At 69.8% G+C, this 22,437-nt stretch carries 21 protein-coding genes; 11 read left to right on the top strand and 10 right to left on the bottom strand.

The features are described 5' to 3' along the window. Nucleotides 1–28 precede the first annotated feature (28 nt). Together I6J71_RS25680 and ribA are read left to right on the top strand one after the other, a co-directional pair. On the top strand, nucleotides 29–847 hold the full coding sequence (locus I6J71_RS25680; RefSeq protein WP_204089195.1) for a TIGR03619 family F420-dependent LLM class oxidoreductase: 819 nt from the start codon (nucleotides 29–31) through the stop codon (nucleotides 845–847). A gap of 48 nt (nucleotides 848–895) precedes the next feature. After that, nucleotides 896–2,179, top strand: coding sequence for a GTP cyclohydrolase II (gene ribA / locus I6J71_RS25675; RefSeq protein WP_204089194.1), 1,284 nt, complete (start codon nucleotides 896–898; stop codon nucleotides 2,177–2,179). 72 nt (nucleotides 2,180–2,251) lie between these two features. Here ribA and I6J71_RS25670 read toward each other — a convergent pair whose 3' ends face one another. Genes I6J71_RS25670 through I6J71_RS25650 form a run of 5 tightly spaced genes read right to left on the bottom strand, consistent with a single transcriptional unit; the run spans nucleotide 2,252 to nucleotide 6,933 of the window. Then, nucleotides 2,252–2,794, bottom strand: a complete 543-nt coding sequence (locus I6J71_RS25670; protein WP_204089193.1) for a DoxX family protein — start codon at nucleotides 2,792–2,794, stop codon at nucleotides 2,252–2,254. A 43-nt stretch (nucleotides 2,795–2,837) separates the two neighbouring features. After that, nucleotides 2,838–3,188, bottom strand: coding sequence for a ferredoxin (gene fdxA / locus I6J71_RS25665; protein ID WP_204089192.1), 351 nt, complete (start codon nucleotides 3,186–3,188; stop codon nucleotides 2,838–2,840). Between the two features lie 15 nt (nucleotides 3,189–3,203). Continuing rightward, nucleotides 3,204–4,562, bottom strand: a complete 1,359-nt coding sequence (locus I6J71_RS25660; RefSeq protein WP_204089191.1) for an FAD-dependent oxidoreductase — start codon at nucleotides 4,560–4,562, stop codon at nucleotides 3,204–3,206. Further along, complete coding sequence (locus I6J71_RS25655) at nucleotides 4,559–5,758, bottom strand: acyl-CoA dehydrogenase family protein (RefSeq protein ID WP_204089190.1); 1,200 nt, start codon at nucleotides 5,756–5,758, stop codon at nucleotides 4,559–4,561. The genes I6J71_RS25660 and I6J71_RS25655 overlap by 4 nt, the downstream gene beginning before the upstream one ends. An 8-nt stretch (nucleotides 5,759–5,766) precedes the next feature. Then, a complete protein-coding gene (locus tag I6J71_RS25650; protein ID WP_204089189.1) occupies nucleotides 5,767–6,933 on the bottom strand; it encodes an acetyl-CoA C-acyltransferase in 1,167 nt (388 codons plus the stop codon). Nucleotides 6,934–7,207: 274 nt separating this feature from the next. On the opposite strand from I6J71_RS25650, the gene I6J71_RS25645 reads away from it, so the two are divergent. Together I6J71_RS25645 and I6J71_RS25640 are read left to right on the top strand one after the other, a co-directional pair. Next, nucleotides 7,208–8,290 carry an LLM class flavin-dependent oxidoreductase gene (locus I6J71_RS25645; protein ID WP_204089188.1) on the top strand — a complete coding sequence of 361 codons (1,083 nt, stop codon included), beginning with the start codon at nucleotides 7,208–7,210 and terminating at the stop codon, nucleotides 8,288–8,290. A gap of 30 nt (nucleotides 8,291–8,320) precedes the next feature. Then, the gene (locus tag I6J71_RS25640) at nucleotides 8,321–9,862 is read left to right on the top strand and encodes a class I adenylate-forming enzyme family protein (protein WP_204089187.1); all 1,542 of its coding nucleotides are present in this window, start codon (nucleotides 8,321–8,323) and stop codon (nucleotides 9,860–9,862) included. Here the strand turns inward: I6J71_RS25640 and I6J71_RS25635 are convergent. After that, nucleotides 9,855–11,414 carry a class I adenylate-forming enzyme family protein gene (locus tag I6J71_RS25635; protein ID WP_204089186.1) on the bottom strand — a complete coding sequence of 520 codons (1,560 nt, stop codon included), beginning with the start codon at nucleotides 11,412–11,414 and terminating at the stop codon, nucleotides 9,855–9,857. The two genes, I6J71_RS25640 and I6J71_RS25635, sit on opposite strands and share 8 nt — an antisense overlap. Before the next feature lie 66 nt (nucleotides 11,415–11,480). Here I6J71_RS25635 and I6J71_RS25630 point away from each other — a divergent pair, with 66 nt between their 5' ends. From I6J71_RS25630 to I6J71_RS25620, 3 genes are all read left to right on the top strand, one after another. Next, nucleotides 11,481–12,719, top strand: a complete 1,239-nt coding sequence (locus tag I6J71_RS25630; protein WP_204089185.1) for an acetyl-CoA hydrolase/transferase family protein — start codon at nucleotides 11,481–11,483, stop codon at nucleotides 12,717–12,719. Further along, nucleotides 12,719–13,579, top strand: a complete 861-nt coding sequence (locus tag I6J71_RS25625) for an SMP-30/gluconolactonase/LRE family protein (protein ID WP_204089184.1) — start codon at nucleotides 12,719–12,721, stop codon at nucleotides 13,577–13,579. Before I6J71_RS25630 ends, I6J71_RS25625 begins: the two co-directional genes overlap by 1 nt. Nucleotides 13,580–13,650: 71 nt before the next feature. Then, entirely contained in the window at nucleotides 13,651–14,454 is an 804-nt protein-coding gene (locus I6J71_RS25620) for an enoyl-CoA hydratase/isomerase family protein (RefSeq protein ID WP_204089183.1), read from the top strand. Between the two features lie 2 nt (nucleotides 14,455–14,456). Here I6J71_RS25620 and I6J71_RS25615 read toward each other — a convergent pair whose 3' ends face one another. The 3 genes from I6J71_RS25615 to I6J71_RS25605 all read right to left on the bottom strand — a co-directional run bounded on the left by I6J71_RS25615 (nucleotide 14,457) and on the right by I6J71_RS25605 (nucleotide 16,854). Further along, nucleotides 14,457–15,218 (bottom strand): SDR family NAD(P)-dependent oxidoreductase, encoded by a 762-nt coding sequence (locus tag I6J71_RS25615; protein WP_204089182.1) that lies wholly within the window; start codon nucleotides 15,216–15,218, stop codon nucleotides 14,457–14,459. A 38-nt stretch (nucleotides 15,219–15,256) separates the two neighbouring features. After that, entirely contained in the window at nucleotides 15,257–15,937 is a 681-nt protein-coding gene (locus I6J71_RS25610; protein WP_204089181.1) for a TetR/AcrR family transcriptional regulator, read from the bottom strand. Between the two features lie 101 nt (nucleotides 15,938–16,038). Further along, nucleotides 16,039–16,854: an amidohydrolase family protein gene (locus tag I6J71_RS25605; RefSeq protein WP_204089180.1), complete on the bottom strand. Its 816-nt coding sequence runs from the start codon at nucleotides 16,852–16,854 to the stop codon at nucleotides 16,039–16,041. A gap of 159 nt (nucleotides 16,855–17,013) precedes the next feature. Here I6J71_RS25605 and I6J71_RS25600 point away from each other — a divergent pair, with 159 nt between their 5' ends. The 4 genes from I6J71_RS25600 to I6J71_RS25585 all read left to right on the top strand — a co-directional run bounded on the left by I6J71_RS25600 (nucleotide 17,014) and on the right by I6J71_RS25585 (nucleotide 21,586). Then, a complete protein-coding gene (locus I6J71_RS25600; protein ID WP_204089179.1) occupies nucleotides 17,014–18,168 on the top strand; it encodes an LLM class flavin-dependent oxidoreductase in 1,155 nt (384 codons plus the stop codon). A gap of 50 nt (nucleotides 18,169–18,218) precedes the next feature. Further along, entirely contained in the window at nucleotides 18,219–19,940 is a 1,722-nt protein-coding gene (locus I6J71_RS51085; protein ID WP_204089178.1) for a bifunctional riboflavin kinase/FAD synthetase, read from the top strand. 69 nt (nucleotides 19,941–20,009) lie between these two features. After that, entirely contained in the window at nucleotides 20,010–21,155 is a 1,146-nt protein-coding gene (locus tag I6J71_RS25590; RefSeq protein ID WP_204089177.1) for a substrate-binding domain-containing protein, read from the top strand. A gap of 44 nt (nucleotides 21,156–21,199) precedes the next feature. Further along, entirely contained in the window at nucleotides 21,200–21,586 is a 387-nt protein-coding gene (locus I6J71_RS25585; RefSeq protein ID WP_204089176.1) for a hypothetical protein, read from the top strand. Between the two features lie 52 nt (nucleotides 21,587–21,638). Here the strand turns inward: I6J71_RS25585 and I6J71_RS25580 are convergent, their stop codons facing one another. Continuing rightward, nucleotides 21,639–22,319, bottom strand: a complete 681-nt coding sequence (locus I6J71_RS25580) for a TetR/AcrR family transcriptional regulator (RefSeq protein WP_204089175.1) — start codon at nucleotides 22,317–22,319, stop codon at nucleotides 21,639–21,641. Nucleotides 22,320–22,437 lie beyond the last annotated feature (118 nt).

Genomic DNA, 22,437 nt, shown 5'->3' with positions numbered 1-22,437 from the left:
CGGGCCGATGCGGTTCAGCGTGACGGTCGTGGCAACCGATCTCGGTCCTGCGCTCGTGGACGTCGCGCTGGCGGTCGAAGAGCGCGGGCTCGACGGGCTGTGGCTGCCGGACCACACCCACATGCCGGTCACGCGGAGCGTCCCGTACCCGATGGGCGGCGATCTGCCCGAACGGTACAAACGCAACCTCGACCCGCTCGCCGGCTTGGCACTGGCGGCCGCCGTCACGGAGCGCATCCGGGTCGGCACGGGGGTGTTGCTGCCCGCACAGCGAGATCCGATCGCGACGGCCCGGGCGTTGGCCACGCTCGACCAGCAGACCGGCGGCCGGGTCGTGGTCGGCGCCGGCTACGGCTGGAACGTCGAGGAAATGACCGACCACGGTGTGGATCCGGTGCGCCGGCGGGCGCGGACGCGGGAGCACGTCCTCGCCATGCGCCGGCTCTGGGAGGACGAGGTCGCTTCTTACGCCGGGCCGCACGTCGCGTTCGGACCCTCCTGGTCGTGGCCCAAGCCCGTGCAACGGCCGCTGCCGGTGCTCATCGGCGGGAGCCCGTCCCGCGTGCTGTGCCGCCACGTCGCCGAATACGGCGACGGGTGGATCCCGCTCGGGGCGAGGGGGCTCGAGGAGGGCGTCGACGCCGTGCGGGACGCGGTCGCGTCCACCGGCCGCGATCCCGCGGAGCTGGAGATCGTTCCGTTCCTGGGATCCGGGGCGTCGAGCCGGCACTGGGACCGGTGTGCGGTGCGGGGTGCCACCGAGGTGGCCGTGGACGTTCCGCACGACGGTTCGCTGTTCGCCGCGCTCGACGTGCTGGGTGCCGCGGTCGCCGCGTGGCGGTCGTGACGGCGGAGGTCTGTTGCGCCGCCGTGAATCAACGTATATGTTGACTGCATGATCCGGGAAGACGACATCCAAGGTGTGCGGGCCGCGATCGCCGCTGTCGCCCGCGGCGAAGTCGTCGTCGTGACCGACGACGCCGACCGGGAGAACGAAGCGGATCTAGTCGTCGCCGCCGACGCCATGACTCCGGAGATCATGAACTTCATGGTCACCCACGGGCGGGGCCTGGTCTGCGCCCCCGTGGAAGGTCGCCGCCTGGACGCCCTCGGCTTGCGCGACATGGTGCCCGACGGCAACGACCCGCTCGGCACGCGGTTCACCATCACCGTGGACCTCGACGTGCCCGAGAGCACCGGCATCAGCGCCGGCGACCGCTCGGCGACCGTCCGAGCGCTGGCCGACCCCGCGACGACGGCGACGCAACTGCGGACGCCGGGGCACATCTTTCCCTTGCGCTACGCCGAGGGTGGCGTGCTGGTGCGGCGGGGGCACACCGAGGCGTCCGTCGACCTGGCCCGTCTCGCAGGGCGTGCTCCCGCGGCCGCCATCTGCGAGATCCTCGCCGACGACGGCACGACGCTCACCGGCCCGGCCGTCCGCGAGTTCGCGGTGAAGCACGGGCTCGTGCTGGTCGGCGTCGAACAACTCGCCGCGTACCGGCGCACGACCGAGCCCCTGCGGGTGGTCGAGCCGGAGCAGGTGGCGCGCGGCTCCGTCAAGCGCGTCGTGGAGACCACCCTGCCGACCGGCACCGGCCTCTGGCGAGCCATCGGCTACCGCGACACGGCCACGGGCGCCGAACACCTCGCCCTCGTCCTGGGAGACGTCGAGGCGCAGGAGGCCCCGCTCGTCCGGCTGCACTCGGAATGCCTCACCGGCGACGTCATCGGCTCGTTGCGCTGCGATTGCGGCCAGCAGCTCGAGAAGTCGTTCCAGACGATCGCCGGCGAGGGCGCCGGCGTCGTGCTGTACCTCGGCGGGCACGAAGGCCGCGGGATCGGGCTGCTGAACAAATTGCGCGCGTATGCGTTGCAGGATCGCGGCCGCGACACCGTCGACGCCAACCTGGAGCTCGGTCTGTCGGCCGATTCGCGCTCGTACGAGCAGTCGATCGTCATGGTGCGCGACCTCGGCCTGACCCGGGTGCGGTTGCTGACCAACAACCCGGCCAAGATCGCGGCGCTGCAGGACGCCGGCATCGACGTCGACGAGGTCATCCCGCTGCGCATCCCGGCCACGCTGCACAGCGCCGCATACCTGCTCACCAAGGCCCGCCGCATGGGTCACCGGCTCGGCGATCCCGAGGAGACCTACCAGCACCCGGTGTCCCGGTAGCCCGTACACGCACTCGCCCGCCTGCCGGCACCGAATCGAGCCGGCAGGCGGGCGAGTGCGTGTACGGCGCAGTTACCGGCTTTCCTGCTCCGCCGGTGCTGCGGCGTCCGAACGGGAGGGCTCTTCGGGCGCGTTCGGCCGCCACGCGACGGCCAGGAGCGCGCCGGCACCGACGACGCCGAGCAGGGCGGCGCCGGCGCCCCACCAGCCGGTGAACCGCAAGCCCAGCACGTGGTCGAGCGAAACCGCCCCTGGACCCAACAGGGCGAGGGCGAGGGTGGCGAACGCGAGCGCCAGCACGTATTCGTAGCCGTCCCGGAAGACGAAGAAGCCGTTCTTCCGGTGGACCGCCACACCCGCGACCGTCGACACGCCGACGACGGCGGCCACGCACAGCGGAGTCGCGAAACCCACCAGCAGGCCGAGACCCGCCGCCAGTTCGAGGACTCCGCTGGTCATCGCGTGCACGCGCGCCGGTCGCAGGCCGATGCCGGCGAACCAGCGCGCGGTGCCGCCGACTCCGCCCGGGCCCCACAGGTGGTTGTAGCCGTGCGCCGCCATGATCACACCGATCGTGAGGCGCAGCACCAGGGACGCGTAGCCATCCACGCTCATGGTCGAACCGCCTCGTCTCGGGTCTCGTGCGGGTGGCGGGGGATCACTGCTCTGCCGCCTTGGGCGGCAGGGCGGCGACGAACGCGCTGTCGGCGGCGACCGGGCCGACGCCGGCCGCCCCACCCGGGTTGCCGAGCGGCTCCGCCTTGCCCGCCAGAGGAAGCCGGAAGAAGGCTGCGTTGCTCTCCAGCGCCGGCTGGTACTCCGGCGGCAGGTCGTCCTTGTGGTAAACGGCTTCCACGGGGCACACGGGCTCGCAGGCGCCGCATTCGACGCACTCGACGGGGTTGATGTAAAGTGCGCGCCCGCCCTCGTAGATGCAGTCGACGGGGCATTCCTCGAGGCAGCTCTTGTCCATCACGTCGGTGCACGGTTGCGCGATCACGTAGGTCATCGGTGGAAACTCCTTTCAGTCGGGGAACCGTTCGGCGGTTGCCCGCAGTGCGATGTCGGTGAGCGTGGCCCAATCGGGGATCTTGCTGCGAGCGCGGCCTTCGCGTGCCCCGCGGCCGAGCTCCTCGCGGTCGATGCGCCGCCAGCCTTCGTGGTCGATCCACCGCGCCGGTCCGGCCGCGAGCACGTCCTCGATCCGCTGCCCGGCCGGGCGTTTCGCCGCGGTGGTGGCCAGGTCGTCGAGCAGCGCCGAGACTGTCTCGCGAGCGTCGGACTTGTTGGTGCCGATCACGCCGGTCGCGCCCCGCTTCGCCCAGCCGGCGACGTACTCACCCGGGAGCGGCACACCCGCGCCGTCGACGATTCGGCCGCCGTTGTGGGGGATCACGCCGCCGGCGGCGTCGAAGGGGAGCCCCGGGAGCGCGGCGCTGCGGTAGCCGACGGCCCGCACGACCAGCTGCACCGGGATCGTCTCGAATTCGCCCGTTCCCGCGGTGGCTCCTGACCCGTCGACGGTGAGCCGTTCCAGGCGCACGGCTTCGACGCGCGTGCGACCGATGATTTCGACCGGGGTCCGGAAGAACCGGAACCGCACCTTGCGCGCGGACGGCCGCGGTACCCCGGCGCTCCACTCCCGCAGGAGGTCGAGGTTGGCCCGGGTTCGGCGGTCGGCGGTCGGCTCGTGCGCGCCGACCAGATCGGCCGGGCGCACGACACGATCGACTTCGGCGATCAGGCCGAGCTCACGCAGTTCCTTGCTGGAGAACTTCGCGTGCTCCGGGCCGCGGCGGCCGATGACGTGCACGTCCAGGGTCCGGTTTTCGTTCCACCGCGCGAGCACGGACGCCGGGACGTCGGTGCGGGCGAGGTGTTCACGTGGCCGGACCAGGATGCGGCCGACGTCGAGCGCGACGTTCCCGGCGCCGATCACGGCCACCGATTCGGCGTCGAGCGGGAGTCCGCGCTCGAAGTCGGGATGGCCGTTGTACCAGGACACGAACTCCGTGGCGGAGACGCTCCCGGGCAGGTCCTCGCCCGGGATGCCCAGGCGCCGGTCGATCGCGGCGCCGGTCGTGTAGACCACGGCGTCGTAGCACTCGAGCAGGTCCGCGCGAAGGATGTCCCGGCCGACCTCGATCCCGCCGATGAACCGGATCCGTTCGTGGTCCAAGACGCGCTGGAGCGTGTGGACCACCGATTTGATGGTGGGGTGGTCGGGTGCGACCCCGTAGCGGACCAGCCCGTAGGGCGTCGGCAACCGCTCGACCACGTCGACGTCGACGTCGGACTGGCTCGCCAGTGCGTCGGCGGCGAAGAGACCGGCCGGCCCGGCGCCGACGACCGCCACGCGGCGCGGCCGGGTACCGGCGGTCACGCGGTCCTCGCCCGGTCACCCGCGCCGGCAGCCGGTCGACCGCCGTGAGCCGCGGCGATGTCGCGGCCGATGATCTCCTTCATGATTTCGGTGGTCCCCCCGTAGATGGTCTGGATGCGCGAGTCGATGAACGCGCGCGCGACGGGGTACTCGAGCATGTAGCCGTACCCGCCGTGCAGTTGCAGGCACCGGTCGACGACCCGCTTCTGCACCTCGGTGGCCCACCACTTCGCCTTGGCCGCGTCGACCGCGGTCAGGTCGCCGGCGTTGAGCGCGAGCACGGCGTTGTCGAAATAGGCGCGGGTCACGTCGAGTTCGGTGGCGATCTCGGCGAGCGTGAAGCGGGTGTTCTGGAAGTCGCCGATCGGCCGGCCGAAAGCCGTGCGCTCGAAGCAGTACCGGCTGGTGTCGTCGAACACGGCCTGCGCACTGGAGATCGCGCTCGCGGCGATCGACATCCGCTCACGGGGCAGGCGCTCCATCAGGTGCACGAAACCCTCGCCCTCGGTACCGAGGAGGTTGGCCGCCGGCACCCGCACGTCGCTGAAGTGCAGCTCGGCGGTGTCCTGGGCGTGCAGCCCGACCTTGTCGAGCTTGCGGCCCCGGCTGAACCCCGGGGTCCCGGACTCGACGACGACCAGGCTGAAGTCCCGGGAGCCGGTGCCGGGGCCGGTGCGGGCGACGACGATCACGAAGTCGGCGTTGTAGCCACTCGTGATGAAGGTCTTCTGCCCGTTGAGCACCCACTGGTCGCCGTCGCGCACGGCGGTGGTCCGGACGCCGCGCAAATCGCTGCCCGCGTCCGGCTCGGTCATGGCGATGGCGCCGATCAGTGACCCGCCGGCCAGGCCGGGGAGCCAGCGCTTCTTCTGCTCGATGGTGCCGAGGTCGGCCACGTAGGGCGTGACGATGTCGTCCTGCAGCGCGAAACTCGAGTTGAGCGCGTGCGCCCCGGCACGCGCCAGTTCCTCGACGACCACGAGCCGGAACCGGAAGTCCGGCTGTCCGGCACCACCGAACTCCTCCGGAACGCCCAGGCCGAGGACGCCTCGCTCACCCGCGGCGCACCACACGTCGCGGCCGATGAGGCGGTCGGCGTCCCAGCGCCGCAGGTTCGGCGTGACCTCGCGGGTGGTGAATTCGCGGACGACCTCGCGGTAGGCGTGGTGGTCCGAGCTGAACAGTTCACGTCGCACGGCGTCCCCTAGATGCGCTCGATGATCGTGGCGTTGGCCATGCCGCCGCCCTCGCACATGGTCTGCAGGCCGTACCGGCCGCCGGTCGCTTCGAGGTGGTTGACGAGGGTGGTCAGCAAGCGGGTCCCGGAGGCGCCGAGCGGGTGGCCGAGCGCGATCGCGCCGCCTCGCGGGTTCAGCCGGTCGGGGTCGGCGCCGAACTCGTACTGCCAGGCCAAGGGAACGGGGGCGAACGCTTCGTTGACCTCGTAGGCGTCGATTTCGTCCAGCGCCAGACTGGCTCGGTCGAGCACCTTCCGGGTGGCGGGGATGATGCCGGTGAGCATGAGCAGCGGGTCACTGCCGGTGACCGCGAAACTGTGGAAGCGGGCGCGCGGACGCAGGTTCAGGGCGGCGGCCGCGTCCTCGCTCATGATGAGCACGGCCGACGCGCCGTCGGTCAGCGGAGACGAGTTGCCCGGCGTGATCTTCCACTCGAAGTCGGGGAACCGGCCACTCGTTGCGGCATTCAGGAAGGCCGGTTGCAGCCCGGCGAGCCCGGCCACGTCGGTGGCGGCCCTGATGGTCTCGTCCGTGTCGGCGGTACCGATCGGCACGATCTCGTTGTCGAACCCACCCGCGGCCGCCGTCGCCGCGGCGCGCGCGTGCGAACGGGCGGAGAACTCGTCCAGCGCGGCGCGGTCCAGCTTCCACCGCTCGGCGATGAGCTCCGCGGAAACGCCCTGGCCGACCAGCCCCTCGGGATAGCGCGCGGCCACGCCGGGGCCGAACGCGTCCGCGCCCAGCGTCGCGGTGCCCATCGGCACCCGGCTCATCGACTCGACACCGCAGGCGATGACGATGTCGTAGGCGCCGGCGATCACGCCTTGGGCGGCGAAGTGCGCGGCCTGCTGGCTCGACCCGCACTGCCGGTCGATCGTGGTGGCCGGAACGGATTCGGGCAGCCCGGCACCCAGCACCGCGTTGCGCGCGATGTTCAGGGACTGCTCGCCGGCCTGCCCCACGCAGCCCGCGAGCACGTCGTCGATCAGGACGGGGTCCAGTCCGGTGCGTTCGACCAACGCCAGCAGGACCGCGGACAGCAAGTCGGCGGGGTGCACGCCGGACAGCCGGCCACCCGGTTTTCCTTTGCCCGACGGGGTGCGCACCGCGTCGACGATCACCGCGTTCGTCATGGTTCATTCCTTCCCGGACGTGGGCGTCGGTGTCCACATCGCCTTAACGATCGTTAGATAACTCAACGGCTGTCAAGGGTTCCGGCTGTCGCGGGTGGGCGGCTGAGTCGGGGATCACGCGTTATCCCTTGTATTTCGACGATCTTGCCCGAGGATGCGCCATCCCGTCTCGGGTCAACACGAGGGTTGACAGAGGATGATCGGGCGGGCAGTCTGTGGTGGTCCTTGGCCCGCGGTGATACGCGTCGCTTCACAGTGAACAATGGAGATCTACGTGGAATTCGGACTCCTCTACGAATGGCAGATGCCCCAGGGGATCTCGCGGGCCGATGAATCGGCGTCGTTCTTGCAGATGCAGGAACAGATCAAGTTCGCCGAGTCGGTCGGCTTCAAGTCGATCTGGTCCGTCGAGCACCACTTCCTCGAGTCGTTCTCCCACGCGTCCGCGCCCGAGGTCCTGCTGAGCTGGGCGGCGGCGAACACCACGACGATGCGCATCGGCCACGGCGTGCGCCTGCTGCCTTACCCGTACAACCACCCGATCCGGGCGGCCGAGCAGGCCGCGACGCTCGACCTGCTTTCGCAGGGCCGACTCGAGTTCGGCAGCGGCCGGTCGGCCACCGCGGCCGAGCTCGGCGGGTTCGGGATCGACCCGGCCCAGACCCGCGAGATGTGGCGCGAGTCCCTCGACCTCATCATCAAGGCATGGACCAACCACACCGTGGAGCACGAGGGCAAGTACTTCAAGCAGGTGCCGCGGCCGATGGTGCCCAAGCCGCTGCAGGACCCGCACCCGCCGTTGTGGATGTCCTGCACCAGCCCCGAATCCCACGAGGTGGCCGGCGCGCTGGGCCTGGGCCTGCTGTCCTTCACCCTCGCCTTGGACTTCCGGGAGGTCGCCCACCGCATCGCCAAGTACCGCGAGCGGATCAAGACCGCCGACCCGATCGGCAAGTTCGTCAACAACCAGACCGCCGTTTTCACGATGGCGCACTGCGCGGAGACGAACGAGCTGGCGCGGGAGCGGGCCGAAAAGGGTGTGATGCAGTACCAGCACGACCAGATCGAGCTGCTCTGCTCGCTGCTACCGGAGATCAAGGAAGGCAGCTCGTACGACTACTACGAGCGCTTCGTCGGGGTGGACTACGACAAGTTCACCTACGACCACCTGGAGCGCAAGGAGATGATCCTCGTCGGCGACCCGGACCGGTGCATCCAGCTGGCGAAGAAGTACGAGGAGATGGGCGTCGACCGGCTGCTGCTTTTCGTCCAGTACAAGGATATGCCGCACGAGCACACGATGGACGCCTTGCGCCTCTTCGGTGAGGAAGTGCTGCCGGCGTTCGGCCAAGCGTAGGAATCCGCACGGGGCGAAGGGTGTAGCTCGATGTTCAACATCGCAAACATGCCGGAGATGTTCGCGGCGCGAAACACGACGCAGCCGGCGCTGATCGACCCGGTTTCGGGCGTCACGCGCACGTACGGCGCGCTCGCCGATCGGACCGACCGGCTCGCCGGTGCGCTCTTCGACGAACTCGGGGTCGGGCGGGGCGGCCGCATCGCGGCGTTGTCGCGCAACTCGATCGAACTCGTCGAGCTGTACATCGCGACCGCGCGCGTCGGGGCGATGCTCTTCCCGCTCAACTGGCGGTTTTCGGCCACGCAGGTCGCCGAAGCGCTGCTCGACGCGGCGCCGGACGTGGTCTTCTACGAGGCGGAGTTCGCGGACGTCGTCGCCGAGATCCGGACCCGGGTGGACACGGTCTGGGTCGAGTGGTCCACGGGGAAGGACAGCGCGTACGAAGAGCTGCTGGTGCGGGTGCAACCGCGGATCGCCGAGGTGCGGCGGCGCCTGCCGGACTCGAAGTCGCTGCTGTTCGAACCGTACCTCGCGATCTCGACCGGGGGGACGAGCGGCATCCCGAAGAGCGCCGTGCACTCGCAGTACAGCTACGGCGCGTGCACCATCGACTACCTGGCCGCCACCCGGGTCGCCGAGGACGACACCTACCTGATGCTGGGGCAGCTCTTCCACGTGGTCGGGTACATGGCGTTCGCATACCTGCTGCGCGGGCGGCCCGTGGTGGTGGCGAACTTCCAGTCCGACGGGATGCTCGAGCTGATCCGCCAGGAGAGGGTCAGCGCCTTCATGGCGATCGGCGCGATGCTGCCGCGGCTCGTGGCCGAGGCGGAGAAGGACGGCAACCCGCCGACCACCGTCCGGATCCTCGAGTACGGCGGCGCGCCCATGGGCGCCGACACCATCCGCAAGGCCGGTGAGCTGTTCAAGGCCGACCTCATGCAGACGTGGGGGATGACCGAGTTCGGGCCCGGAACCTACCTGGGGCCCGACGCGCACCGCCGGGCGCTGTCGGGGGAGAAACCCGAGCTGTTCCGCTCGTGCGGCGACTCCGCGCTGCTGTCCACCCTGGCCGTGCTCGACCTGGAGACCGGCCGGCCCGTTCCGCGCGACGGCAAGACCATGGGTGAACTCTGCCACCGCGGCCCCAACAACATGATCGGCTACTGGAACAAGCCTGAGGAGACCGCGGGCCTGGTGCGCGGCGGCTGGATCCACACCGGTGACGGCGTGACCTGGGACGAAGAAGGCTTCTGCTACATCGTCGACCGGCTGAAAAGCATGATCATCTCCGGTGGCGAGAACATCTTCCCCAGCGAGGTCGAGCGGTGCCTCGGTGACCACCCGGAGATCACGGAGGCCGCCGTGATCGGCGCGCCGGACGAGGAGTGGGGTGAGGTCGTGAAGGCGTTCGTCGTCCGCGCGCCCGGTTCCTCGCTCACCGAGGACGAGGTCGGCCGCTACGTCGGCGAGAACCTGGCTTCGTACAAGAAGCCGCGTGTCGTCGAGTTCAAGGACGCGTTGCCGATGACCCCGACCGGCAAGGTCAACCGCAAGCTCCTCAAGTGACCGAGCCGCTCAGCTGCTCCCGCATCGACCGCTTCGACACCTTCCCGGTGGCGGTCAGGGGCAGCTGAGCGGCCGTCACCACCCTCATGGTGCCCGGAACCTTGTAGCCGGCGATCCGCCCGCGCAGCCAGGTCCGGACCCGGTCGGCCAGTTCGTCGTGCGCGACGGCGCTCACGAGCACGCAGCCCACGGTCTCGTCGCCCTCGGGAGTGGGCAGCCCGAAGACGAACGCCTGCTCGACCTCTTCGTGCTCGACGAGAACGCGTTCGACCTCGAGCGGCGAAACGTTGATGCCGTTGACCTTCATGAGCTCGTGGCTCCGGCCGAGGTAGGTGAGCCGGCCGTCGGCGTCGAGCGCGCCCAGGTCACCGGTGCGGAACCAGCCGTCCGGGGTGAACCCCTGCGCGGTGCGGTCGCCGTCGTCCAGGTAACCGGGGGAGATCAGGCCGCGAATCTGGATCTCGCCGGGCTCACCCGTCCCCACGGGTGTTCCGTCGACGACGATGCGCAGCTCCTGCGTCGGCAGCGCGGTGCCCTGGCTGAGCGTCCGGACCTCGGGCGGGTCGGTGTGGTGGGTGATCGTGGTGTGGCCGTGGCCTTCGGTGAGGCCGTAGGCGTTGCAGACGTCGCGGACGCCGAGGACCTCGATCGCCAGGCGGAGGTCTTCGGGCGTGGCGTTGGCGGTGCCGAGGCGCAGAGAGCTGATGTCGCGGACGGCGAGATCGGGGTGGGCGGCCAATGCCCGCGTGATCGGGCCGATGCCGTAATAGCCCGTGCACCGGTGCCGTTCGATGAAGGCCAGTGCGCCCGCCGCGTCGAACTTCTCCTGCACGCACAGGGTGGCGGCGTGGGTGAGTGCGTTCGGCAGGGCGTTGGAGCAGCCGTACACGAAGAACAGGGGTGAGCCGAACCAAAGCCGGTCGGTCCCGGTGACGCCTTGCCGCTCGCCGATGGCGTGCGCGGTCCGCACGACGCCGGCCTGGGTGAGGCGCACGGCCTTCGGCGTGGCCGTGCTGCCGCTGGTGAACAGCACAAGGGCGTCGGCGGATTCGCCGGTGGGTGCGGCCCGGAGCGCGGCGAGCGGATCGGCCACGGTCACCTCGGGGATCCCGTCCGGCATGGCCGCGCCGCGGTTCCAGGTGAGGATCGGCGTTCCCGCCGCGGCGACGTTCGCCACGAGCTCCCGGCCGTCCTGGCCGAAGAGCCGGTCCTGGGTGATGAGCGCGCGCAGGTTCGCCCGCTCGGCCACGGCGGAGAGTTCGTCGGCGTGGTACCACGTGTTGAGTGGCACGACGGTCAGTCCGGCGGCGTGCGCCGCGAGAGCGCAAGCGCACCAGCGGATCCCGTTGGTCAGCAGGACACCGACGCGATCACCCGGTGCGAGCCCGCGTTCGGTGAAGCCGGCGGCGACGGCCGCGACCAGTCCGGCCGTCTCCCCGTAGGTCAGTTCACCGTCCTCGGAGGTGACGAAAGTGCGGTCGGGATGCGCGGCGGCCACCTCGGCGAGGACCACCGGCGTTGTCCAAGATGGAATGTCCTCGAACCGGAACATCCTGGAATTGTAGACATCCAACACGAGTGTTGACAACCGTCGGTGCCGTTGCGAAACTCGGTGGCGATGAGCGTTCCCGAGATCCTGACGCACGTGCGTCCCGGTGACACGATCGCCGTCGAGCAGGTGCTCGGCGAGCCCACGGTGCTCGTGGACGAGGTGCTGCGGCACGCCGGCGCGCTGCCCGGAGCGAGGTTGTTCGTGGGCATGAGCGTCACCGACGTGCTGACCCGAGTCCCGGCCGGGATCGGCCTGGTGTCGACGGTCGGCATGGCGGCGAACACCCAGCTGATCGAGACCGGGCGGATGCGGCTCGTGCCCGCGCACATGTCTCAGCTGCCCTGGCTGTTGTCCGAAGGGCCGGTGAAGGTCGACGTCGCACTGGTGCTGCTCAGCCCGCCCGATGCCGACGGGTGGTGCAGCCTGGGCGTCACCTCCGACTACGCGTGGCACGCCGTATCTTCGGCGAGGGTCGTGCTCGCCGAGATCAACGACAACGTCCCGGTGGTGCCCGGCGACACCCGGGTGCACCTCGACCAGGTGTCGTACGCGATCCGCACGCACCGTTCGCTGCCGGAGTACCGCCGCACCGACCCGTCCGGCCTTGAGCGGGTGATCGCCGCCAACGTGGCGCGGTACGTCCGCGACGGGAGCTGTCTGCAGATCGGCATCGGCAAGTTGAGCGAGGCCGTCCTGCAGGCCGTGGCCGGCCGCCGTGACCTCGGCGTCCACTCGGGCATGGTCGGCGACACGATGCTCGAGATGATGCGCGACGGCGTGATCACCGGCCGGGCCAAGGGCGTGGACACGGGGCTGGCCGTGGCCGGCTCGATTCTCGGATCGCACCGCGCGCTGGCGCTCGCGGCCGAGGAGAAGAACCTGCGGATCGTCTCGATCGGACAGACGCATGACCCCGCACGGATCCAGGCGCTGTCGAACTTCGTGTGCGTGAACTCCGCGCTCGAGGTCGACTTGTTCGGGCAGGTCAACAGCGAGACCGCCGGCGGGCGGTACGTCGGGGCGACCGGCGGCGGCGTGGATTTCCTGCGCTCGTCCGTGCGCGCGCCCGGCGGCCGCTCCGTCGTGGCGCTGCCTGCCTCGACGCGCGCGGGTTCCAGCCGGATCGTGCCCCGCGTCGAGACCGTCACCGCGCTGGCGACCGACGTCGACGTGATCACCACGGAGCACGGCGTCGCCGAGCTACGCGGGGCCTCCGCGGGCGAGCGGGCCGCGCGGATGATCGCGATCGCCGCACCCGAACACCGTGAGCAGCTGCGCGAGGCCGCAGCGGAGAGGGGGTTGTAGTGACCGGCTCGAACCGATTCGTCGCGCTGCGGGGCGGCTACGGGCTCACGGAGGCCGCCCGCTGGTACCCCGAGCACGGGCTGGTGTTCTCGGACATGACCCGCGGCGGCGTCTACCGCTTCGCACCGGGGAGCACCGAACCCGAGACGGTGATCGCCCACCGCAAAGCGATCGGCGGGCTGGTCGCGCACGTCGACGGCGGGTTCGTGATCAGCGGCCGCAACGTCGCGCACAAGTCGGGCGACGCGACGGTCGTGCTCCTGGAGCCGCGCGAGGACGAGTTCTTCTTCAACGACCTCGGCGCGGACGCGCGCGGCCGGATCTTCTGCGGATCCATGCCCCGGACCGAAGTCCGGGATGCCGGCCGCTTCTACCTGATCGACCTCGACGGCACCGTTTCCGTGCTCACCGAAGACCTGCGGATCGCCAACGGCGTCCACGCCGATCCGTCCGACACCGTGCTGTACTCGGTGGACTCCGGCCGGTGCCTCGTGTGGCAGTTCGCCCTCGCCGACGCCGCGGCGGACATCGCCGCTTCGCGGGAGTTGTTCGTCGACACGTCCGAGTACGACGCGGTCCCGGATGGTCTCGCGGTCGCCGCCGACGGCTCGGTGTGGGTCGCGATGGCCGGCGCCGGCTGTGTCGTCGGGTGGTCGCCGGCGGGGGAGAAGATCGCCGAGCTCGCCTCCCCGCACGCGCTCACGACCACGCTGGCGTTCGGCGGTACCGGCCTGGCCGAGCTGTACGTGCTCACCGGCGACAACGAGGACCACCCGAATCCGGAGGGCGGCACCGTGTTCCGCACCACCGCGCCCACCATCGGCGCACCTGCGCCCCGCGCCGCGGTTCGGCGTGGCTGAGTGCCCATCCCCGGGTCGTTTCGGGACCGCTTCACCCACGACGTCACCAGAATCCGCCGAGGAGTGTGCCCATGAGCGCCGTCGAACTGACGACGATCGACGAAGGCGTCCTGCAGATCACCTTCAACCGCCCAGCCGCGCTCAACGCGCTGACCTGGGAACTGGCCGATGAGCTCCTGGCCGTGCTGGACCGGGTCGAGCACGACGGTGAGGCCCGGGTTGCGGTCCTGACCGGCGCCGGCCGCGCTTTCTGCGCCGGCTTCGACCTCAACGGCTACGGCGACGAGACCCGGCTCGAGGAGCTGGGGGTGACCCGCGGTCTGCTCGCCCGCCAGACCGAGATCAGCACCACGGTGACCCGGCTGCACGACTTGAAGATCCCGGTCATCGCGGCGATCAACGGCCCGTGCGCGGGCGGCGGCATGTCGTACGCGGCGGCGTGCGACATCCGCATCGCGGTTGAAGGGACGGTGTTCTCCGCGGCCTTCCTGCGCGCGGGGGTGAGCGCGTGCGATCTCGGCGTCTCGTGGCTGTTGCCCCGCATCGTGGGCGCCGGCCGGGCGCAGGAACTCCTGTACACCGCCCGCCGCTTCGACGCGGACGAGGCACTGTCGATGGGTTTCGTCACCGACGTCGTGCCGGCTGATCGGCTGACCGCCCAGGCCCTGGCGATCGCCGACCGGATCAAGCAGAACCCGCCGCTGCAGACCGAGCTGACCAAGGCCGGGCTCTCGGTGGCGCTGCAAACGGCCTCACTGCACGACGTCGTCGAGTTCGAGAACCGGCAGCAGGTGCTCACGGCGATGACCGATGACTACCGCGAGGCCATCGATTCCTACCTGGGCAAGCGGACGCCGCGCTACACCGGCCGCTGACGTCACAGCGCGGCCATGCCGCCGTCGACGACCAGGGTGGTTCCGGTGGTGTAGGACGACGCGGGACTGAGCAGGTAGACGACGGCCGGGTCGAGTTCGGCTTGCTCGCCGAAGCGGGCCAGCATGCTGTTGGCGACGACGTTCGTCTCCAGCGCGTCCGCTCCCGACTCGGTCATCTCGGTGAGGAAGTACCCCGGGCACAACGCGTTCACCCGGATGCCCTTGCGCGCCGACCACTGCGAAGCCAGGTCCCGCGTCAGCCCGATGACACCGGCCTTGCTCGCGGCGTAGGCGGCCTGGGGGAACCGCGGGGCGATGAGACCGAGCACGCTCGAGACGTTCACGATGGCCGAACCGGGGCGCATGACCTTCGCACAGGCCTGGGCCATCCAGAAAACACCGTTGAGGTTGACGTCGATGACTCCGCGGAAATGTTCGGGAGTCGTTCTGCTCGCGGGCACGGCCTCGCCGACGCCGGCGTTGTTGACCAGCCCGTCCACCCGCCCGAACCGCTCCACCGCGTACGCGACGAGAGCGGCGCACTGCTCCTCGTCGGCGACGTCGGTGGGTTTCGCGGCGACGGCGGCGCCCTGGCCGGCCAGCTCGGCCGCGACCTCGCCGAGCCGGTCGGCACGGCGACCGGCCAGCACGACCGCCGCACCGGCTTCGGCGATCGCCGTGGCGAACCCGACCCCCAGGCCCGAAGTCGCGCCCGTGACGACCACGACGCGTCCGTCCAACCGGAACGAGTCCAACACGTGCACGGGGTGCCCTCGCTTTCTCGGGGTGGTTTCGCGCTGTCCTACGGAGAAACCGTGCGGTGGTTGCCTTGGCCGGGTACGGCGTGGACGCCGTACCCGCCCAGGTAGATCTCAGTGAACGTCTCCGCGATCTCTTCGGTGTTCCACTTGCTCGCGGGGCGGTACCAGCGGTGCATCCAGTTGACCATGCCGAAGAGGGCGAGCGCGCAAAGTTCGACGGACAGGTCGTTTCGCAGGGTTCCGTCGCGGTGGCCTTGGGCGAGGATCGTGTGCACCAGCGATTCGTACGTGCGCAGGTGCTCGATGATGCCGACCGACCACTCGCTGTCCTGGCGGGCGATCCGGCCCAGGTCCTCCATGTAGACGTTCATGTGGGGGTAGTTGTCGGCGTAGGAGGTGACCATCGCCCTGATCAGGCCGCGGACCTTCTCGGGAGTCGTGACCCGGCTGCGCACGACCGCCTCGGCGGCCGCGATGTCCCGGCCGATGGCGGCGCGCACGATCTCCTGCAGCAGTTCTTCCTTGCTGCCGACGTAGTAGTACAACGAAGCGCGGTCGGTGCCGAGGGCGGCGGCAACGTCCCGGAGGGTGGCCGATTCGTAGCCGCGCTCCCGGAACACGTGCGCGGCGCTGCGGATGATCTCCTCACGCCGGCTGACGTAGCTCTCGTTGCCCTCCTCGAACGCGGCCTTCCGGCGTGCGTCGATGCCGCTGCTGGCCATTTCCACCTCTTTGAACGCGTGCGTTGACAGGCCTCAGCGTAGCACCCGCGGCAGTGACCACTTCGGACCGAAGGTGCCGCCCGGCCGGGCCGAGCGCAAGATCACGACCCGAAGAAGAGCCGCTGCGCGTTGTGGGCGAGGAACTTGTCGAAGTGCTCTTGGGAGCGAAACGGCAGCGCGCGGGCCTCCCGCATGCACCGCTCGTGGGTGAGCAGCGGGTAGTCGCTGGCCCACATCACCCGGTCGGCGCCGCGCGTGTTCGCGTAGTCGATGATCTGCCGGGGGACGTGCTTCGGGGCGATCGCCGAGGTCATGTAGGAGATGTTCGGCCACTTCACCATCAGCTTGACGCACGTGTCGACCCACGGCTCGCCACCGTGCTGCAACACGATCCTCAGTTCGGGGAAGAACTCGGCGACGTCGTCGATCGGCAGCGGGTCCTGGTACTTGCTGGGCACCTGGGGGCCGGGGAAGCCCACGTTGAGGCCGACCGGGAGGCTCAGTTCGACGCACTTGGCGTAAACCGGGTAGAGCGCGGCGTCGTTGTAGTACAACCGGGTCTGCAGGCCGAGCATGCGGATGAGCACGTGTCCGTCGCGGGCCAGGTCTTCGACCAGGCGGACGGACTTCATGCCCTCGCGCGGGTCGACGACGTGCGAGAGCGCGAACCGATCGGGGAACCTGTCCCGGGCGGCGGTGTTCCACTCGCGGTCGCCGTCGCCGGAATACCCCGAGCACAGCACCGCCTTGGCGACGCCGGCGGCGTCCATTTCGCCGACGAGCTCGTCGAGCGAGGTTCCGCGCGCCAACCGCTGCGCCAGGTCGGGGAAGAGGTACCCCACGTCCTTCGCCGGGTCCGGCGGGAAGATGTTGGGGTTGATCCAGGCGTCGACGACACCGCTGGGCAAGGTGAACACGGCAGGAATGTACGCGCCCGTCACCGTGACAGTCAACGTTCGTGTGGAAACCGGCCCGGCGCCTGAACACCGGTTCTCAACATGTGTGTTGACAGATGGCTGAAGCCTGGGTCATGCTGCTGCCGTCGCACCAGGGATTTGTTGCTACGGAGGCAGTCGATGAAGTTCCACCTGATCCAGCCAGGCATGGTCGGCCGGAGGCACGAGATCGAGCAAGGCATGGCGGGTCAGAACAAGGAGCTGTACCAACGGTTCCTCGAAGAGATCCGCGGCTACGTCGCTCTCGCCGACGAGCTGGGCTACGCCAGCTACGGCCACAACGAGCACCACCTGCAGATCGAGGGGTTCGAGATCACGAACCACCCCGGCATGTTCAGCCTGTTCGTCGGGTTGCACTCGAAGCGGATGAAGGTTTCGACGCTCGGCTACGTGCTGACGACGCACAATCCAGTCCGCGCGGCCGAGGAAATCGCCACGCTCGACCACATGCTGAAGGGCCGGCTCCAGGTCGGTTTCACCCGGGGTTACCAGAGCCGCTGGGTCGGTTCGTACGCCACGGTGCGCGGCGCCAACGCGACCACGCCGGAGCTGGCCAAGAGCCGCAACGACGTGGACACGATGAACCGAGAGATCTTCGAAGAGTGCGTGAAGATCGTGAAGAAGGCGTGGACCAGTGAAACCTTCAGCCACGACGGCAAGTACTGGCAGTTCCCGCCGGAGAGCGGCCTGACCGGACACCCGGCGTACGAGAAGTTCGGCAAGGGCATGGGCGCCGACGGCATGGTCCACGAGATCGGCATCGCGCCGCGGTGCTACCAGGACCCGCACCCGCCGCTGTACGGCGCGTTCGCGCACAGCATGCGGACCATCGACATGTGGGCCCGCGAGGGCGGCAAGCCGATCGTCATGGCCAACCAGATGGACTTCTGCGAAGCGCTCTGGGCCCGCTACCTGAAGACGGCCGAGGAGGCCGGACGCGACGTCAAGCGCGAGGACGCGGCGGCGTGGGGCGGGGTCCTGATGCTCGGCGACGACAAGTCGCGCCTGGCCGACATCAAGGCCGAGCACGACTGGTACTGGAACACCTTCTTCCTGCCGTTCGGCCAGGGCTACGCCAACTGCCTGATCGGCGACGTGGACGAGGTCTCCCGGCAGATCGAGCACGCTCAGGAGAAGCTCGGGTTCACCGAGATGTGGCTGCAGTTCGGCCAGGGCCACCTCGACCCGGAGGAGAACGAAGAGCAGCTGCACACCTTCGCGGAGAAGATCTTCCCGCGCTTTTCCACCAAGGCCGCCGACGGCACGTGGGTCTGAGGCACGTGGGCGGGCACGGATCGTCCGGCCTCGCGCGGGACGGTCGGGGCGTGGTCACCTACACGATCGACGACGCCCCGACCCGCAACGCGCTGAGCTTGGCGCTCTTGGCAGACATCGACCGGGTGTTGGCCACGCTGGCCGACGACCCGTCGGTGCGGCTGATCGTGTTCACCGGAGCCCGGACGGTGTTCTCCTCGGGTGCCGACCGCGCCGAACTCGGCGATCCGGCCACGGTCGAGCGAACCACCGCCCTGCTCGGCTCGATCCTCACCCGGATCCACGAGTCCCGGGTGCCTATCGTGGCCCGGGTCAACGGCGCTGCGTTCGGTGCGGGCCTGGCCATCGCCGCCGCGGCGGACATCAGCATCGCCACCACCGACGCCGTCTTCGGCTTGCCGGAGGTGCGCTTCGGCCTGGTCGCCGGGCCGGCCGCCGCGGCGTGCCTGGGCCGCATCGGCAAGGCGGCAGGGCTGGACCTGCTGCTCACGGGGCGGCGGTTCGGCGCGGCGGAAGCCGCCCGGATGCACCTGGTCACCGGGGTCGTCGACCGGGCGGCGCTCGACGCCGCGGTCGAGGGGAAGGTCGCCGACGTCCTGCTCGGTGACGCCGACGCCATCGCCGCCACCCGGCGGCTCGTCCACGAGCTGTCCGGCCCGCCGCTGCCCGAGCTGCTGGCCATCGCGCGGCGGGCGGCGGAGTCCGAGTCGCAGCGCTACGACGGGTTCGTGAGCCGGGGCCTCGCCCGCGGCGGCGTGCCCGATGTCGACTGGCGGGACGTGCCGGCTCGCCCCCGTCGCGCCCGCCCCGGTTCCGAGCTCAAACCCGAGCTGCGCGCAGACCTGCCGCAGCTGGGCCGCAGTGTCGTCACCATCGGCACGTTCGACGGTGTCCACCGTGGACACACCGAGATCATCGCGCGGACCGTCGCCTCGGCCCGGCGGCTCGGGCTCGCCAGCGTCCTGCTCACCTTCGACCCGCACCCGGTGGAACTCACTCGTCCCGGTGCGCACCCCGCCGTGCTCACGACGATCGCCCGCCGCGCCGAGCTCGCGGCCGAACTGGGCATCGACCACTTCCGGGTCGTGCCGTTCGATCCCGGCATCGCGCAGCTCGGTCCCGCCGACTTCGTGCGGCAGGTGCTCGTCGAGCGGCTGCACGCCGCCGAGGTGGTCGTCGGATCGAACTTCCGGTTCGGGCACCGTGCGTCCGGCTCGGTGGCCGGGCTGGCCGAGCTCGCGAACAGGTTCGGGTTCACCACGACGACCGTCGATCTCGTGGGAGTCGACGACGCGCTGAGCGGTTCGCGGGTGATCAGCTCGACCTTCCTGCGTTCGTGCGTCGAAGCGGGCGACGTCGCACTGGCCGGGGCCGCGCTCGGGCGGCCCCACCGCGTCGACGGCGTCGTCGAACACGGCGACCACCGCGGCCGCACCCTCGGCTTCCCCACCGCCAACCTGTCCTTCGACCGGTTCGCCGCGGTGCCGGCGGATGGGGTGTACGCGGGCCGGGCGGTGTTTCTGGACGAGTGGGGGCAGACCGACGAGTCCGTGCCGCTGGGCGTGGCCGCGATCTCCGTCGGGACGAACCCGACGTTCGACGTCCGGCAGCGGCGCGTCGAAGCACACGTCCTGGACTGGAACCAGGACCTCTACGGCCGCCGGATCGGCCTCGAGTTCCACCGCCTGCTGCGCGGGATGGTTCGGTTCGCGGGCGTCGACGAACTCGTGGCGCAGATGGAGCGGGACGTGGAGCAGACCCGCGCCGGGTGACGACCACCCGGCGTCGACTCGAATCGTGGCCGCCCGGCCGCGGCTCATCCGAACCGAGGAGCGCACTGAATGCGGAACAAACGATGGCTGGGTGCCGCCGCAGGACTGGTTTTCGCCTTGTTCGTCACCAGCTGCACTTCGGCGGCGGAGTCGGGAGCCGGCGGTGGTGGCGGACCCGTCGACGCCGCGGCGGCGAGGGCGGGGCTGGCCGAAGCCAAGGAAATCGTCGAGAAAGCGCAGAAGTTCCCGGCCACGATCCCGGTCACGGAGCCGTTGCCGGCGAAACCGCCGTCCGGCAGGACGTTCGTGTTCCTGCAGTGTGACCAGGCCACGTGTCCGTTGCAGGGAAACGGGGTTCGCGCCGCGGCGGCCGCGATCGGGTGGGACGTCAAGACGCTCAACTGGAAGCAGTCGGATCCCGCGACCCTGGTCACGGCGATGCGCACCGCGCTGCAGTACCACCCCGTCGCCGTGTCGTTCACCGGTCTGCCGCAGGAGCTGTGGAAGACCGTCCAGCCGCAGTTCAAGGCGGCGGGGGTGGCGATCATCCCCTCGTCGCTGCCGACGGCACCGACCGGCGACGCCGTCATCCCCGGTCGTGCGTTCGAAAAGGACGAAGCGGCGCTCGGGCAGCTCCTCGCCGCCGCCTACGTCGCGGACGACAACGGTGCCCACGGCAAGGCGTTGATGGTGACGGTGCCCGACTACCCGGTCTACAAACCGGTCGTCGACACCTTCGGCGCCGAAGTGAGCCGGCTCTGCCCCGGCTGCAGCACGTCCGTGCTCAACGTGACGCTCTCACAGCTGCAGGCCGGTCAGCTCAACGCGGCGATCGTCTCGAAGGTCAAGACCCAGCCGGACATCAAGTACATCGTCTCGGTGAACAGCCAGTTCATCAGCCAGCTGCCGCAGGCGTTGCGGGGTGCGAACCTCGACGGGAAGTTCAAGATCCTCGGCGGGAAGGGCAACTCCGTCGACCAGGCGAACGTCCTCAACGGAACGCAGCTCGCGACGGTCGACAGCCCGTTCCTCATGGGTGGGTGGCAGGATGTCGACGAGGCGATCCGGTTCGCGATGGGCCTGCCCGTTCCGGAAGGCGACCACAGCGCGGCACCGATCCTGCTGACGAAGAACAACATCGGCAAGGCGCGGGATTCCTACGACGTGCCCGTGGACTACGCCGACCAGTTCATGAAGTTGTGGAAGCTCAAGTGATCCCTGCCGACCGCGCGGAACGAGCGCACCGGACGACCTGCGTCGTGGTCGACGATTGTGAGAACTCGTGGTCACGGTTGTCCGGTGTGTGCGCCGGACTCGGTGCTCCGGCGGCCCGCCAGGGGCTCGTGGTGCTGATCGAGCTTCCGCCGCCGTGGTGGTCCCTCGTGCACGCGGACGAAGGCACCACGGCCCCGGAAACCCTGTGGGAAGTGTTGCGCGAGCACCGGAACACCCTCGCCGAGCGGGCGGAACTCGTGTGCCGGGAGTTCGCGATCGAGGCGCGAACCGTGGTGCACCACGGAGTTCGCCTCGAACGGGACATCGCGCGGTGGCGCCGGTCGGGTGCCATGGTCGTCGACGTCCGGGCTCGGCCCGTGAAGTCGGTGCTGCGCCGGCTGGTGTACACCTTGCGCGGCGGGGCGGGCTGACGCCGGTCGGGCGGATGCCGCGCGGTCCCGGGGCGGGTCGCGCGGCGCCGGCTCACGCCGACTTCGACCTGCCTCCGATGGCCTCGACGCCGAGGTCGGTCGCCGAGCCTTCGAGGTAGATCTTGGTGAACGAGTCGGCGATCTGATCGGCGCTGAACTTGAAGTCGGGGCGGTGCCAGCGGTGCATCCAGTTGATCATGCCGAACAGGGACAGGGCGATCAGGTCGACCGGCACGTCGCTGCGCACGGTACCGTCCTTCTGGCCCTTGGCCAGTACGGCGCGCACGACGGCTTCGTAGCGCCGCGTGCGATCGATGACGTCGGTGGCCCAGTCGCTTTCCTGCCGCGCGATCCGCCCCAGGTCCTGGGTGTAGATGCTCATGTACGGGTAGTTCTCGACGTAGTTGTCGACCATCGACGTGATGAGCGCCTTGATCTTCTCCGGCGCGCCGGCCCGGCTCCGCTTGATCGTCTCGGCCGCCTCGAGGACGTTCTGGATCGCATTGCGCACGATCTCCTGGAGGAGCTCCTCTTTGCTGCCGATGTAGTAGTACAGGGAGGCTCGGTCGGTGCCCAGGCTCTTCGCGACGTCCAGCAGTGTGGCGCCCTCGTACCCCTGCTGCCGGAACACGTCCGCCGCGGCGCGGATGATCTCTTCCCGCCGCGCGAGGTACGCGGCGCTGCCCTCCTTGAGGGCGGCTTGGCGGCGGGCGTCGATCCCACTCTTCGGCATGTGACGCTACCTCCGTCGGGACTGCCTGTGCTGGACACCAATTGGGATTCAATATGCAACCGACAGCCTAACAGAGGTGCGAGAACGCCGAATTCCACACGCCACGCGAACACCTCCG

This window comes from Amycolatopsis sp. FDAARGOS 1241 (assembly GCF_016889705.1).
Lineage (GTDB): Bacteria > Actinomycetota > Actinomycetes > Mycobacteriales > Pseudonocardiaceae > Amycolatopsis.
This window is presented reverse-complemented; position numbering and strand designations above follow the sequence as displayed.

Excerpts from the sequence above, each read along its gene's own strand:
- I6J71_RS25580 (WP_204089175.1), bottom strand. The coding sequence starts at position 22,319 with ATGCCGAAGAGTGGGATCGACGCCCGCCGCCAAGCCGCCCTCAAGGAG.
- I6J71_RS25650 (WP_204089189.1), bottom strand. The coding sequence starts at position 6,933 with ATGACGAACGCGGTGATCGTCGACGCGGTGCGCACCCCGTCGGGCAAA.
- I6J71_RS25630 (WP_204089185.1), top strand. The coding sequence starts at position 11,481 with ATGAGCGTTCCCGAGATCCTGACGCACGTGCGTCCCGGTGACACGATC.
- fdxA (WP_204089192.1), bottom strand. The coding sequence starts at position 3,188 with ATGACCTACGTGATCGCGCAACCGTGCACCGACGTGATGGACAAGAGC.
- I6J71_RS25640 (WP_204089187.1), top strand. The coding sequence starts at position 8,321 with ATGTTCAACATCGCAAACATGCCGGAGATGTTCGCGGCGCGAAACACG.
- I6J71_RS25590 (WP_204089177.1), top strand. The coding sequence starts at position 20,010 with ATGCGGAACAAACGATGGCTGGGTGCCGCCGCAGGACTGGTTTTCGCC.
- ribA (WP_204089194.1), top strand. The coding sequence starts at position 896 with ATGATCCGGGAAGACGACATCCAAGGTGTGCGGGCCGCGATCGCCGCT.
- I6J71_RS25635 (WP_204089186.1), bottom strand. The coding sequence starts at position 11,414 with ATGTTCCGGTTCGAGGACATTCCATCTTGGACAACGCCGGTGGTCCTC.
- I6J71_RS25670 (WP_204089193.1), bottom strand. The coding sequence starts at position 2,794 with ATGAGCGTGGATGGCTACGCGTCCCTGGTGCTGCGCCTCACGATCGGT.
- I6J71_RS25600 (WP_204089179.1), top strand. The coding sequence starts at position 17,014 with ATGAAGTTCCACCTGATCCAGCCAGGCATGGTCGGCCGGAGGCACGAG.
- I6J71_RS25620 (WP_204089183.1), top strand. The coding sequence starts at position 13,651 with ATGAGCGCCGTCGAACTGACGACGATCGACGAAGGCGTCCTGCAGATC.
- I6J71_RS25610 (WP_204089181.1), bottom strand. The coding sequence starts at position 15,937 with ATGGCCAGCAGCGGCATCGACGCACGCCGGAAGGCCGCGTTCGAGGAG.